Genomic DNA, 13,946 nt, shown 5'->3' on the forward strand with positions numbered 1-13,946 from the left:
CGCCATGTCCGATTTCCGCCAGCCGGGGCTCCCCGGGTGGCGGAGACTGGGCGGTGTGACGGACGAGGACAGCAGGTACGAGGCGGTGCGCAGCCGGGACGCCCGGTTCGACGGGGCGTTCTTCTTCGCCGTGGAGACGACCGGCATCTACTGCCGGCCCAGCTGCCCCGCCGTCACCCCGAGGCGGCGCAACGTGCGGTTCTTCCCGACCGCGGCGGCCGCGCAGGGCTCCGGGTTCCGGGCCTGCCGGCGGTGCCGCCCGGACGCCGTGCCCGGCTCCGCCGAGTGGAACGTACGGGCCGACGTCGTGGGCCGGGCCATGAGGATGATCGCCGACGGCGTCGTCGACCGCGAGGGCGTCGCCGGACTCGCCGCACGGCTCGGCTACAGCGCCCGGCAGGTGCAGCGCCAGCTCACCGCCGAGCTCGGCGCCGGGCCCGTCGCCCTCGCCCGGGCCCAGCGGGCGCACGCCGCACGGGTGCTGCTGCAGACCACGTGCCTGCCCGTCACCGAGATCGCCTTCGCCTCCGGATTCGCCAGCGTCCGGCAGTTCAACGACACCGTGCGGGCCGTGTACGCCACCACCCCCAGCGGGCTGCGCGCCTCCGCGCCCCGCGGCGGCCGGACCGCCGCGCGGGCCGGCACACCGTCCGCCGGGATCCCCCTGCGGCTCGCCCACCGCGGCCCCTACCAGGCAGGGCCCGTCTTCGACCTGCTGCAGCGCGAGGCCGTCCCGGGCGTCGAGGAGGTGAGCGGCACCCCGGGCACCCGCACCTACCGGCGCACCCTGCGACTGCCCTACGGCACCGGCATCGCCGCCGTCGGCGAGCGCCCGCACACCGGATCGGGCGCCCACCCCGGCGGCTGGCTCGACGCCCGCGTCCACCTCACCGACCTCCGCGACCTGACCACCGCCGTCCAGCGGCTGCGGCGGCTGTTCGACCTGGACGCCGACCCGTACGCCGTCGACGGACGCCTCGGCGCGGACGTCCGGCTCGCCCCCCTGGTCGCCGCCCGCCCCGGGCTGCGCTCACCGGGAGCCGCCGACCCGGACGAACTGGCGGTGCGCGCGCTGGTGGGCCGCGACGAGGCCGCGGAACTGGTCAGGCGCTGCGGCAAGAGGCTCGACGCGCCCTGCGGCACCCTCACCCACCTGTTCCCCGAACCCGGCGTCCTCGCCGGGGCCGAGCCCGACGGCACCCTGGGCGCGCTCGCCGCCGCCCTCGCCGACGGCACCGTACGCCTCGGACCCGGCGCCGACCGTGACGCCGCCGAGGACGCCCTGACCACCGTCCCCGGCCTCGACGAACGGACGGTCGCCGCGATCCGCACCCGCGCCCTCGGCGATCCGGACGTGGCCCCGCCCGGGCCGGACACCCCCGACAGCTGGCGCCCCTGGCGCTCGTACGCCCTGAACCACCTGCGTGCCGCAGGGGAGTTGGAGTAGGCATGACGAACACGACGTACTGGACCGGTGTGGACAGCCCTGTCGGGCCACTGCTGCTCACCGCCGCGCCGACCGGTGAGCTGACCTCGCTCTCCGTGCCCGGCCAGAAGGGCGGGCGCACCGTGCGGGACGACTGGCGGCGCGATCCGGGACCGTTCCGCGAGGCCGAGCGTCAGCTCGCCGCGTACTTCGCCGGAGAGCTCAAGGAGTTCCGGCTGGCCATGAGCGCCGTCGGCACACCGTTCCGGGAGAAGGTGTGGGCCGCGCTCGACGACGTCCCCTACGGGGCGACCGTCTCCTACGGCGAGATCGCGGCGCGGATCGGCGCGTCCCGGCCCGCCGTACGGGCCGTCGGCGGCGCGATCGGCGCGAACCCGCTGCTCATCGTCCGCCCCTGCCACCGGGTGATCGGCTCCGACGGCTCGCTGACCGGGTACGCGGGCGGGCTGGAGCGGAAGGTGCGGCTGCTGACCCACGAGGGCGCGCTGCGGGCCTGAACGGGGCCCGCGGTCACCACCAGAACACCGCGGCCAGCCACGCCGCCGTGATCAGCTGGCAGGTGAACAGTTCCGTCAGCACGCTCCAGCCCCCCGAGCGCATCGCCGTGCGCGTCGCCGCGACCGCCTCGGCACGCCGGCCCAGCCGCAGCCGCTCGCAGACGTAGGCACCGCCGAGGAAGCCCGGGACCGCGCCGATCACCGGCAGCAGGACGAAGCCGAGGAGCGAGCCGCAGCCCGCGTACGCCAGCATCCGGGCGTCGGAGCCGCTCGCCGCCAGCCGGCGGGGCGGCAGGGCCCAGCGCACCACCTGGGACAGGAGCAGCACCGCCGTCGCCCCCACGCACACCCACCACGCGACGGGCCGCGGGTCCTTCAGCGCCCACCACAGGACCCCGGCCCACACCAGCCACGACCCGGGCACTCCTGGCAGCAGCACTCCGCACAGGCCGAGCAGGAGCACCAGTCCGGCCAGCAGGAGGTCCCACGCTCCCATCTGTCCAGAGTGCAGGAGGCGTGCGGGCGGCGCAGAACGGGACGGCCGCTCCGCCCCTTGTCGCACAGCCGTCCCGCGGTTCACCCGACAGGCCGTCCCGTGCGTGGCGCCGAGCTGGGAATTTCCGGATGCCCCGTTTACCCGCGCCTCCGGCGGTGGACAATCGGGGGCATGAGCCAGCAGGGGGGAAGGCCCACCGGTCCTGAGGACGACTGGTGGGGGCAGCTGTACGACGACGCCACCGGTGACACGGGCCCCGCACCGGCGCCCGATTCCCTGGACGACCGTTTCGCCTCGGCGTCCGGCACGCTGAACACGGGGCAGTCGCCCCCGGCGCCCGCGGCGAAGGTCCCCGCGCCCCGACCGACGCCCGCACCGCCCTCCCGCGCCCCGTGGGAACCCCCGCCCGCCACGCCGCCGGACCCGGTGACCTTCCCGCCGGAGGCCCGCCGTCCACCCGAGTCGCAGCCCCCGGTGGCCGCGGACGGCGGCGCCCCCCTGAACCCGCCGCGTCCCCCGCAGAACCCGCCACCCCGCCCCGAGCAGGACCCACCAGTGTCCACCGGCCGGAACGCGCCCCCGCGCCCGCAGCAGGACCCACCCCCGCTCGCCGGCCGGGACGCGCCCCCGCCCACCGGGCAGGTCCCGGCCCCGCCTGCCGGGCAGGTCCCGCCCTCGCCTGCCGGGCAGGCCCCGCGGCCGCGTCCTGAGCAGGACCTGCCAGTGTCCACCGGGCGGGACGCGCCTCCGCGCCCGCAGCAGGACCCACGCCCGCTCGCCGGCCGGGACGCGCCCCCGCCTGCCGGGCAGGCCCCGCCGCCGCGTCCCGAGCAGGACCTGCCAGTGTCCACCGGGCGGGACGCGCCTCCGCGCCCGCAGCAGGACCCACCCCCGCTCGCCGGCCGGGACGCGCCCCCGCCTGCCGGGCAGGCCCCGCCGCCGCGTCCTGAGCAGGACCCGCCAGTGTCCACCGGGCAGGACGCGCCCCCGCGGCCCCAGGAGGATCCGCCGCCCCCCTTGCCGCCCATGGCCTTCGGTACCTGGACACCCTTTCCCGCCTCGGCCCCTCCGGCCCGCGCCACCCCGGAACCCGGCGACGCACCGGCGCCCGCCGGTCCCCGGCCCTCCCGTCTGGAACCGCCCCCGGGCCCGCCGCCGTCCCGCGGCTTCGTCGGGCCCAGGCCCCCCACCTACGACGCCGAGCCCACCGCCCTCCCCGCGGCCGACCCCGACGACCTGGACGGCCTGGTACCGGACACCGTCCTCGACGGGGCCCGGTACGGAGCCTGCACCCTGCGGGCCGCCTCCGTGCGCGGGGACTCCGCGCGGTACCGGGGAGAGCCACGACGCGACGCGCTGCTCACGGCGCGGTTCGGCACGGGTGAGCGGGCGCTGCTCCTCGTGGCGCTGGCGACCGGAGCCCGGACCGCGCCGCGGGCGCACCTGGCCGCCGCCGAGGCCTGCCGGTGGATCGGCCGCGCGGTGGGGCGCAGTCACGCCCGCCTGGTCGACGACATAAGGGCCGCCCGGCGCGGCGACCTCAAATCGGGCCTGCACCGCCTCACCGACCGCAGCCTCGGCAGGCTCCGCGCCGGAGCCGCCGAGCAGGGCCTGGAACCCGACGCCTACGCGGCCACCCTGCGCTGCCTCCTCCTGCCCGCCGACCCCGAGTGCCGCACCCGGGTCTTCTTCGGCGTCGGCCCCGGCGGACTGTTCCGGCTGCGGGACGGCGCGTGGCAGGACATCGAACCGGAGGTCACCGAGGTCAAGGGCGAACCCGTGGTCGGCTTCGGCTCACCGCCCTCCGAGACCCCCCAGGGCGACCGGCTCACCATGGACCTCGGCCTCCCCACACCCCCGAGCCCGTACGAGCCCGCCCCCGAACCGCCCCGCGAGCCCTTCCGCTTCCGCACCTCCGTAGCCCGCCCGGGTGACACCCTGTTGATGTGCGGCACCGGACTCGCCGACCCGTTGCGCGGCGAGGAGGAACTCCGCACCCACCTGGCCGACCGGTGGTCCCGCCCCGAACCGCCCGGCCTCGCCGCGTTCCTCGCCGACACCCAGGTGCGGGTCAAGGGATACGCGGACGACCGCACGGCCGTCGCCGTTTGGGAGGCGTGAGCGCTCCCGGTGTGAATTCATGGAACCCGTCAGGCATCTTCGGCACCGGAGGGGCAGACGGGACACCATGGCCAAACAGAACGTCGCGGAACAGTTCGTCGACATCCTCACCCGCGCGGGAGTCAAACGCCTCTACGGAGTCGTCGGCGACAGCCTCAACCCCGTCGTCGACGCCGTGCGCCGCAACGCCGCCATCGACTGGATCCACGTCCGGCACGAGGAGACCGCCGCCTTCGCCGCCGGCGCGGAGGCGCAGATCACCGGCAGACTGGGCGCCTGCGCCGGTTCCTGCGGTCCCGGCAACCTCCACCTCATCAACGGGCTGTACGACGCCCACCGCTCCATGGCCCCGGTCCTCGCCCTCGCCTCCCACATCCCGTCCAGCGAGATCGGCCTCGGCTACTTCCAGGAGACGCATCCCGAGCAGCTGTTCCGTGAGTGCAGCCACTACAGCGAGATGATCTCCAGCCCGCAGCAGATGCCCCGGCTGCTGCAGACCGCCATCCAGCACGCGGTCGGCCGCTCGGGCGTCAGCGTGGTCACCCTCCCGGGCGACATCGCCGACCACGCCGCCCCCGAGAAGCCCCTCGAGACCGCCCTCGTCACCTCCCGGCCGACGGTCCGTCCCGGCGACGCCGAGATCGACCGGCTCGTGGACATGATCGACGAGGCCGAGAAGGTCACCCTGTTCTGCGGCGCCGGCACCAAGGGCGCGCACGCCGAGGTCATGGAGTTCGCCCAGAAGATCAAGTCCCCGGTCGGGCACGCCCTGCGCGGCAAGGAGTGGATCCAGTACGACAATCCGTACGACGTGGGCATGAGCGGACTGCTCGGCTACGGCGCCGCCTACGAGGCCACCCACGAGTGCGATCTGCTGATCCTGCTCGGCACCGACTTCCCGTACAGCGCCTTCCTCCCCGACGACGTGCGGATCGTCCAGGTCGACGTGCGGCCCGAGAACCTCGGCCGGCGCTCCAAGCTGGACCTCGCGGTGTGGGGCGATGTGAAGGAGACACTGCGCTGTCTGACGCCGCGCGTCCGCGCCAAGGACAACCGGAAGTTCCTCGACCGGATGCTGAAGAAGCACGCGGACGCGCTGGAGGGGGTGGTGAAGGCCTACACGCGGAAGGTGGAGAAGCATGTGCCGATCCACCCCGAGTACGTGGCGTCCGTCCTGGACGAGATGGCCGACGACGACGCGGTGTTCACCGTCGACACCGGCATGTGCAACGTCTGGGCGGCGCGCTACATCTCGCCCAACGGCCGCCGCCGGGTGATCGGTTCCTTCTCCCACGGCTCGATGGCCAACGCGCTGCCGATGGCGATCGGGGCGCAGTTCACCGACCGGGGCCGGCAGGTCGTGTCGATGTCCGGCGACGGCGGATTCACCATGATGATGGGGGACTTCCTCACCCTCGTGCAGTACGACCTGCCCGTGAAGGTGGTCCTGTTCAACAACTCCTCGCTGAGCATGGTGGAGTTGGAGATGCTGGTCGCCGGTCTGCCCTCGCACGGCACCGCCATGAAGAACCCGGACTTCGCCGCCGTCGCCCGGGCGTGCGGCGCCTACGGGGTGCGGGTGGAGAAGCCGAAGGACCTCACCGGGGCGCTGAAGTCCGCGTTCAAGCACAAGGGCCCGGCCCTGGTCGACGTCGTCACCGACCCCAACGCGCTCTCGATCCCGCCGAAGATCAGCAAGGAGATGGTGACCGGGTTCGCCCTGTCCGCCTCCAAGATGGTGCTGGACGGCGGGGTCGGCCGGATGCTGCAGATGGCCCGGTCCAACCTGCGCAACGTGCCCCGGCCGTGAGGGCGTTCACTCCGTGCGCGGCCGCCAGTCGCGTGCGGAGGTGTCGTACGCGTAGCGGGGCAGTTCCTCGACACCGCTGGTGCGGAACGGGCGGCCGTGGTCGTCGATGCGGACCGTGCCGGTGCGGCCCTGCGAGGACCAGTCCAGCTCCAGGTACCAGCGGCAGTCGCAGTCACCGGTCCGGGCGGTGACCATCAGCACCTCCGGGTCGGTCGCGGAGACCCGGTAGGGCATCCGCACGGCCGGGATCGGCGTGCCGGCGTCGTTCCCGGCGACCGCGCGGGCGATGGGCCGGTCCTTGTCCAGGTCCACGTCGAAGTGCCGCGGGGTGAGCGCGCCGCCGCAGCCCTCGTCCATGGCGTACGCGTTCCCCGGGGCGGGCGCGGCGCGGCCGGTCACCCGGACCCGGAGCGCGGTGAGGACGACGGCCGTGCGGGACGTCCCCTGCACCGACAGCTCCACCCTCGTCTCGCCGCCGTGCACGGCCGACTGCGCCTCCGCCCACGTCCTGGCGTCCTGCGGGGCCGGGGGCGGCGGGACCTGCTTCGGCGGCCTCGCGACGACGTAGTCGTGACCGCACCCGTACGCCCACACGTGGGAGTCGGCGGACCAGGTGAGCGGCGGGGGTCCGGCGGACGCCGTCGGCTCCGGCGGGGCGGAGGTGCCGCGCGGTGACTCGGGGGCCCCGGGACGCCCCTTCGGTGCTGCGGTGCCGGTGCCGGTGCCGGAAGCGGTGGCGGAGGGTGCGGGCGAGGAGGTGCGGCCGTGGGGCTTCGCGGCGGTCCCGGTCGGCGCAGACGTACCCGGTCGCGCACCGGAGGTCTCCCGCCCGCCGGACGACCGCCGGTCGTCCGGCAGCGCGGACAGACTCCCCACGGTCGCGAGCAACGCGCACGCGGCGGCCACGGCGACGGCAACCCGCTCACGCCGCCGGTACCAGGGCCGCTGCCCGCCGGCTTCCTCCGCCCGGGGCCCGCTCACGGCACCGCCCTCCGCCACGGGGTCGCCCGCGGGCGCGGATTCCCCGGCCCCCGCACCGGCGCGCCCGGTGCCGGGCCCGGCTTCCGGCCCGCCGACCGCGCCCCCGCTCGACCACGACGGCACGCTGCGGGGGCCGGAGCCGGTTCCGGAGCCCGAGCCCGAGCCGGGGCCGGAGGCGGAGCCGGAGTTGGAGCCGGAGCCGGAGTCGGAGCCGGGGCCGGAGTCGGGGCCGGAGTCGGGGCCGGAGTTGGAGACGGAGCGCGAGCCGGAGCCGGAGTCGGAGCCGGGGCCGGAGTCGGGGCCGGAGTCGGGGCCGGAAGCGGGGCCGGAGTTGGAGACGGAGCGCGAGCCGGAGCCGGAGTCCGGGCCCGTAGCTGGGCCGGAGCCGGAGTCGGAGCTGGAGTTGGGGCCGGGAGCCGAACCGGAGTCCGGAGCCGAGCCCGGGCCGGGACCCGGCCCTGCGGGCGCCGACCCTGCCGCGCCCGCCGAGCCGCCGTCCGCCCCGCGCGGGTGGCGGCGTGCCTCCGCGGCACGGAGCCAGCGGCGGTGGAGGTCCAGGCGTTCCGTGCTCGACGCGCCGCAGAGCGCGGCGAAGCGTTCCACGGGCGCGAAGTCGACGGGAACCGCCTCGCCGGCGCAGTAGCGGTGCAGCGTCGAGGTGTTCATGTTCAGGCGACGGGCCAGCGAGCCGTAACTGCGGTCCGTGCGTTCCTTCAGCTCCCGCAGCAGCGCCGCGAACTCAGCCACGTCGTCCTGTGCCGACACCGACACGTCACCCCGCACTCGCTCCGACCCGGACCAGGCCCTGGTACGGCATCCCAGGCACCCCATGTACCTGCACGTCGGAAGGGCTGGGATGGTTCCATGCCGGTGAATCCGGCGACGCCGCTTGCGCCCGCCTCCCGGGACGGCCGATGCTCTCGGTACGTACCGCCCCGACGGCCGCCGGAGGGACCAGCCCGGTCGTCACGGCGTACCGCCTCACCCATCCATCCCGCACACCTCACGGGGGACACCCATGCCCATGCGCACCCGGGCCGCCGCACTCGCCACGCTCACCGTCGCCGCGCTCGCGGCCGGCACGGCGCTCACCGCACCGGCCGGCGCCGCTCCGAAGAAGGCCGCCCCACCCGCGTTCCTCGCCGCCTCCGAGCTGCCCCCGCACCCGTCGTCCGGCTGGACCGCGGGTCCGGTCACCGACGGCTTCCCGGCGGAGCTCGCGTACTGCCTGGGCGAGGGCGTACCGGCCTACGACTACCGGCACCGTGTCTTCCACACCGACCTGGACACGGGCGCCGTGCAGGTCACCGTGGTCACCGGCTCCGCCGCCAAGGGCAAGGCGCTGGCCGCCCTGCTCAACAAGGAGATCCGTTCCTGCGCGGACCGGATCGAGCTGTCCGACCCGGAGACCGAGGCCGAGGGCCGGTACTACGGCACACTGCCGGTCGAGGAGGGAGCGGCGGTGCACGGGCTGCGCACGGAGACCTCCTGGGGCGCCACGGACGTCCACCTGCTGTCCGTGGGACGGGACGGCAGGACCGTGACCGTCGTCGGATGGGGGCAGATGGGCGACTTCGGTGACGCCCCGGTCGCCGCCTTCAAGAAGACGACGAAGAAGGCCGTCGACAAGCTGTACTGAGCCCCGCCCCCCCACGGCCACCACGGAAGCCGGGGCCGTCCTCTCGCCACGGGGGTCGGGAGGACGGCCCCGCGCGCATGCGTGGCCACTGCACTTCGGCCAACAACCGGTCGTCGACGCCGCGGCATGACTGCCGCGTGGGTGACCGGGCAATGATTCCCGTAGACGCGTTCGAGCAGCAGGGGGAATCGACATCGGCACGCGGGCGGGGCCATGAGGAGTCAGGCTTCGGCGGCTCAGCTGAGGCGCACACTGGGGCGGGCGGACCTGAGAGCGGTGCCCGAGTCCCGCAGGGCGGTGCGTGAGCTGCTCACGCACTGGGGCACACCGGAACAGTCCGCGGTCGCGGAACTGCTCACCAGCGAGCTCGTCACCAACGCGCTCGTCCACACCGACGACGAGGCGGTGCTGACGGCCACCGTGGGACCCCGTGGACTGCGGGTGGAGGTGCGGGACTTCGTGTCCCGCCAGCCCCGGCCGCGACTGCCGTGCACCGACGACGGCACGCACGGCAGGGGCCTGGTGCTCGTCGAGTCCCTCGCCGACGAGTGGGGCGTCAGCCGGCACGAGGTGGGCAAGTCCGTCTGGTTCGAACTCGACGCGGACGCCGCCTGAAGGCGCGGCCACGAGGCGTGCGTCCATTCCGCCCCGCACAGCACGCGGGGGCGGCCCGTGCGGGCCGCCCCCGTCGTCCGTCGTGCGGCGTCAGCCGAACTGCTGCTCCAGGTCCTTGAGCTTGCGCTCCAGGGAGTCCAGGCGCGGCAGGGCCTGGGTGTCGTCCTCGGCGGTGAGGTCGACGGTCAGCGGGTCAGTGCCGCCGGAACGCACCGGCTGCAGGGAGGGACGCGCGCGGACGGGCAGGGCCTCCGGGGCCGATATGGCAGGCTCCGCGGAGACCATGTCGGAGTCGCGCTCCACGGTTGCCGTCTCCAGCTCGCGTCCGCCGCCCCGGCCGACGAAGCCCCGGTGGCCGCGGCTGATCGCCTTGAGCCGGGCCCGCTCCATCCGCTGCTGGTCCCGCCGGCGCTGCTTGGCCTCGTCCTTGCGGATCTTGTCCTCGCGCACTTCCTCGACCGCTTCGTCGAGGCTGCGGACGCCCTCCAGCAGCATCAGCGACCAGGCGCGGTAGGTCTCCCGGGGGGCGCGCAGCCAGCGCACCATACGGATCTGCGGGAGCGGACGCGGAACCAGGCCCTGTTCACGCAGCGCGGCCCGCCGGGTCTGCTTCAGCGCGCGGTCGAACAGGACCGCCGCCGACAGGGACATGCCCGCGAAGAAGTGCGGTGCGCCCGCGTGGCCGATGCCCCGGGGAGCGTGGACCCAGTTGAACCAGGCCGCGGCGAAGGCGAACGTCCATACGAGTATCCGCGAGCCGAGGGCCGCGTCACCGTGGCTCGCCTCGCGCACGGCGAGCACCGAGCAGAACATCGCCGCGCCGTCCAGGCCGAACGGGACGAGGTACTGCCAGCCGCCGGAGAGCCCGAGGTTCTCTTCGCCGAAGCCGACAAGGCCGTGGAAGGAGAGCGCGGCGGCCACCGCCGCACAGCAGAACAGCAGGACGTAGGAGACGGTGCCGTAGACGGCCTCCTTGCGCCGGCTGCGCTCCTCGCTGCGCTCCCACGAGTCGTCCGCACTCGTGTCCTTGACCGAGGAGCGCTTCCCGCGCGCCAGCACCGCCACCGCCGCCAGCATGCCCAGGAGCAGCACGGCGCCCGGAAGCAGCCAGTTCAGCGATATGTCGGTCAGTCTCATCTAGGGGTCCCTTGCATTGGGATAGGGCGTAACGCCCGCCATAGTGGCCCAATCCCAGCAGCCCTCAGGGGGTTTCGGGGCAAGAGGCCGCCCAGGAAGTGAGAGGGGGGTGCCCAGGGCGGCTTTCTGCTCGAACTGCCGCATGAGGGGCGGGAGTTGAGTTCGAATAAGACTACCCGTACGGGTGGTTCCGCGGAAAGTTCCCGCGACGGGTGAGGGAATTGTGAATCAGCCGTGACCTCTGTGGCGTGCCGACCGGATGATCTTACGTCCCCGCAGGGGGTGCCGTTGCCCGACGCGGCGTCAACTCGCCTGCGCCGCGACGGCGGTGGCGCTGCCGGTCACGGAGTTTCTGTCGCAGGTGCGCGGGCAGGTGGCGCACATGTCCGCGGGACGCAGTGTGTAGAACATGCAGCAGCTGACCCGGTCCCGGGTCGCGCGCTCCGGCTCCCCGCCGGGTCCGGCCGGCCGGCGGAAGGCGGCGGCGCCGACGTACGGCTTGGTCGCGCCCGGCAGCAGCAGCTCCAGCTCGCGCGTCGCGCGCTCCTCCTCGCCGAGCAGCTGGGCGACGTACCACAGGCTCTCGACGATCTCGTCGGTCGCCATGGCCCACAGGGCGCGGCCGCGCCGCCGCATCCGGGGGCCGAAACCGGCCAGGACGGGTTCGAGGTGCTGGGCGACCGCCGCGCGCACCTCCGCCCGCAGCGCCTCCTCGTCGGGCACCACCCGGGCTCCGGGCAGCGCGGCGGCCGGGTCGTCCGGCAGGCAGGCGAAACCGTCCGGCCGCACGGCCATGCGGCCCACGGCGAGACCGGGCGCGGTGCGGTCGAACGAGACATGCGTCACGGGGAAGCGCGGCACCCTGCGGTGCAGGAACCACGGCACGGTGATCAGCAGGCAGGCGGGCCACGCGTAGCGGTGCAGCCCGAAGCTCGCGATCACGTCCGGCCGGCCCTGCCGGCCGTAGTCCCGCAGCACCTGGGTGTCGTCCCAGGCCAGGAAGGCGTCCAGGCCGGTCCCCGCGTCGGCGAGCTCCGACGCGGCGACCCAGCCGCCGCCCCGGGGAGCCTCCTCGCCGGTGGCCAGCTCGGTGACGGCCAGCGCGGGGAAGGCCTCCGCCAGGCGGGCGTACGCGTCCGCGACGGCCGAACCGGGCACAGGCATGGGACCACCCATTCGCATCTCGTGGAGCCGAGCAATAAAGGTAAGGCTCACCTTACCGAAGATCGCGGATATGGGAACTGGCGTCCGGTGCGCCTATGGTGCTTGACGGACAGGTGACAACCCGCCGTAATGACCGCAAGTACCGACACGTCCGCAGGAGGACCTTGTGAAGCAGGGCACGCAGGGCCCCGCCGGGGCGGTGGAGGCGGCGGCCGCCGACCGGGCCGGCCAGGGCCGCTGCCGGGTGCCGGCCCAGCCGGCGGCGCAGGACGCGGCCGACCGCTGCCGGGTGCCGGCCCAGCCGGCGGCGCAGGACGCGGCCGACCGCTGCCGGGTGCCGGCCCAGCCGGCGGCGCAGGACGCGGCCGACCGGCTGCGCGACCGGGCGGGCGGTGCCGAGGGCGACACCGTGCGCGGCGAGCACACGCACGGCGAACCTCCTCTTCCCCGGCCCGCCGTCCAGCGGTCCTCCGTGCGCGGACAGATCCTCGCCGCCCTGCGCACCGCGCTGGTGACCGGTGAACTGCGCCCCGGCGAGGTGTACTCCGCGCCCGTGCTGGCCGAGCGGTTCGGCGTCTCCGCGACGCCCGTCCGCGAGGCCATGCAGCAGCTCACCCTCGAGGGCGCGGTCGAGGTCGTGCCCAACCGGGGGTTCCGGGTCGTCGAGCGGGGCGCCGGGGAGCTGGCCGAGCTGGCCGAGGTCCGGGCGCTGATCGAGGTCCCGGTGATGCTGCGGCTGGCGCGTACGGTGCCCGCCGAGCGGTGGGCCGGGCTGCGCCCGCTCGCCGAGGCCACCGTCCGTGCCGCGTCCGCCGGGTGCCGGGCCACGTACGCGGAGTCCGACCGCGCGTTCCACGGCGCGGTGCTCGCCCTCGCCGGGAACGAGCAGCTCGTCCGGATCGCCGAGGACCTCCACCGGCGTGCCCAGTGGCCGCTGGTCGGCGGCACCTCCGGCACCCGGGGGCGTGCGCGGCTGATCGCCGACGCGCACGAACACACGGCGCTGCTCGACGCCTTGATCGCCGGTGATCTGGACGTCGTCCGGTCACTGGTGGGGGAGCACTTCAACGGGGCGGGCTGAGGCGTTACTGCTCGCTTTTCCCGCCCCCGCCGCCCCTCCCCTTCCCGTCCCTGGGGCTGCGCCCCCGGACCCCCCTTTCGGCCCTGGACGGGCTCGTCCCCGAACTCCCCCGGAGGGGGTACCCCCGGACGCGCTGTCAGGCCGTTGCCGCGCCCGGTGGGGCCAGCTGGCCGGCCAGCCAGGTGGGGACGCCGCCCAGGAGGCGGAACAGGCGGCGGGCCTCCTCCCGCAGGCGGGACGCCTCCGGGCCGGTCTCCGTCTCCGCCAGGGACACCAGGGCCGGCGCCGTACCGACGAGATAGCCCAGCTCCTCGCGGATCCGCAGCGACTCCGCGAACCCGTGCCGCGCTTCGGTCAACTCCCCGTCCCGCAGGGCGAGTCCCGCAAGGTGACGCCACGTGCCGGACAGCAGCAGCGGATCGGCCTGCGCGGTGGCGCCCGCGTGGGCGCGGCGGTACGCGGCCCGCGCCGCCTGCGGCGACCGGGTGAGGTTCTCCGCGATCAGCCCGCGCCGGAAGTCCAGCAGCGCCCGCCCCGCCGCCCCCGGAGCGATCAGCGCCGCCGCCCGGCCGAGCGCGGCCCGCGCCTCGTCCGCCCGGTCGCGCACCCGGAACAGGGTCGCCGCGTAGGCCAAGTACCCGCGTTCACAAGCGGCCGCCCCCCGCTCGTCGTCACTGTGCGCCATCGCCTCGGCCGTACGCAGTGCGTCCTCCGCCTCCTCCCACCCGGCCTCGGTGTAGACACACCGCTCGACCAGCAGCGACGCCCGCTGCAGGGCCGCGTCCGGGGAGTCGGGGGCCAGCAGTGCGGCGGCGTCGGCCCAGCAGGCACGGGAGCGCAGCCGCCACACCGCCGTCTGGAGAGGATCGTCATCGGCGGTCGTTCCGTCACCGGACATGGCGGTATGCGCCACGTTGCCCTCCCCGAGCACGCCATCGAGCTGTTGAGTGGTGGCCGC

The 13,946-nt window shown here is 75.0% G+C and carries 12 protein-coding genes; 7 read left to right on the forward strand and 5 right to left on the reverse strand.

Features of this window, described 5'->3' with window-relative positions; genetic code table 11:
• Positions 1–4: 4 nt before the first annotated feature.
• On the forward strand, positions 5–1,447 hold the full coding sequence (locus F1615_RS02035; protein WP_149547086.1) for an AlkA N-terminal domain-containing protein: 1,443 nt from the start codon (positions 5–7) through the stop codon (positions 1,445–1,447).
• 2 nt (positions 1,448–1,449) lie between these two features.
• A complete protein-coding gene (locus tag F1615_RS02040) occupies positions 1,450–1,944 on the forward strand; it encodes a methylated-DNA--[protein]-cysteine S-methyltransferase (protein WP_149547087.1) in 495 nt (164 codons plus the stop codon).
• Positions 1,945–1,957: 13 nt separating this feature from the next.
• On the opposite strand, the gene F1615_RS02045 is transcribed toward F1615_RS02040, so the two are convergent.
• A complete protein-coding gene (locus F1615_RS02045; RefSeq protein ID WP_149547088.1) occupies positions 1,958–2,440 on the reverse strand; it encodes a DUF456 domain-containing protein in 483 nt (160 codons plus the stop codon).
• 1,026 nt (positions 2,441–3,466) lie between these two features.
• Between F1615_RS02045 and F1615_RS37045 the strand changes: the two genes are divergently transcribed.
• Positions 3,467–4,561, forward strand: a complete 1,095-nt coding sequence (locus tag F1615_RS37045; protein WP_149547233.1) for a protein phosphatase 2C domain-containing protein — start codon at positions 3,467–3,469, stop codon at positions 4,559–4,561.
• A 67-nt stretch (positions 4,562–4,628) separates the two neighbouring features.
• Positions 4,629–6,371: a pyruvate dehydrogenase gene (locus tag F1615_RS02060; protein WP_149547089.1), complete on the forward strand. Its 1,743-nt coding sequence runs from the start codon at positions 4,629–4,631 to the stop codon at positions 6,369–6,371.
• A gap of 6 nt (positions 6,372–6,377) precedes the next feature.
• Here the strand turns inward: F1615_RS02060 and F1615_RS02065 are convergent, their stop codons facing one another.
• Positions 6,378–8,099: a helix-turn-helix domain-containing protein gene (locus F1615_RS02065; RefSeq protein ID WP_244328608.1), complete on the reverse strand. Its 1,722-nt coding sequence runs from the start codon at positions 8,097–8,099 to the stop codon at positions 6,378–6,380.
• Positions 8,100–8,370: 271 nt separating this feature from the next.
• On the opposite strand from F1615_RS02065, the gene F1615_RS02070 reads away from it, so the two are divergent.
• Together F1615_RS02070 and F1615_RS02075 are read left to right on the forward strand one after the other, a co-directional pair.
• A complete protein-coding gene (locus tag F1615_RS02070; RefSeq protein WP_149547091.1) occupies positions 8,371–8,991 on the forward strand; it encodes a hypothetical protein in 621 nt (206 codons plus the stop codon).
• 213 nt (positions 8,992–9,204) lie between these two features.
• Entirely contained in the window at positions 9,205–9,606 is a 402-nt protein-coding gene (locus F1615_RS02075; protein WP_149547092.1) for an ATP-binding protein, read from the forward strand.
• A gap of 90 nt (positions 9,607–9,696) precedes the next feature.
• Here F1615_RS02075 and F1615_RS02080 read toward each other — a convergent pair whose 3' ends face one another.
• Together F1615_RS02080 and F1615_RS02085 are read right to left on the reverse strand one after the other, a co-directional pair.
• The gene (locus tag F1615_RS02080) at positions 9,697–10,743 is read right to left on the reverse strand and encodes a DUF2637 domain-containing protein (RefSeq protein ID WP_149547093.1); all 1,047 of its coding nucleotides are present in this window, start codon (positions 10,741–10,743) and stop codon (positions 9,697–9,699) included.
• A 303-nt stretch (positions 10,744–11,046) separates the two neighbouring features.
• Positions 11,047–11,907, reverse strand: a complete 861-nt coding sequence (locus F1615_RS02085; protein WP_149547094.1) for a (2Fe-2S)-binding protein — start codon at positions 11,905–11,907, stop codon at positions 11,047–11,049.
• A gap of 289 nt (positions 11,908–12,196) precedes the next feature.
• Between F1615_RS02085 and F1615_RS02090 the strand changes: the two genes are divergently transcribed.
• Entirely contained in the window at positions 12,197–12,988 is a 792-nt protein-coding gene (locus tag F1615_RS02090; RefSeq protein WP_149547234.1) for a GntR family transcriptional regulator, read from the forward strand.
• Positions 12,989–13,124: 136 nt separating this feature from the next.
• Here F1615_RS02090 and F1615_RS02095 read toward each other — a convergent pair whose 3' ends face one another.
• Positions 13,125–13,901 carry a hypothetical protein gene (locus F1615_RS02095; RefSeq protein WP_149547095.1) on the reverse strand — a complete coding sequence of 259 codons (777 nt, stop codon included), beginning with the start codon at positions 13,899–13,901 and terminating at the stop codon, positions 13,125–13,127.
• Positions 13,902–13,946 lie beyond the last annotated feature (45 nt).

Source organism: Streptomyces marokkonensis, from assembly GCF_008312835.1.
GTDB classification, from domain to species: domain Bacteria; phylum Actinomycetota; class Actinomycetes; order Streptomycetales; family Streptomycetaceae; genus Streptomyces; species Streptomyces marokkonensis_A.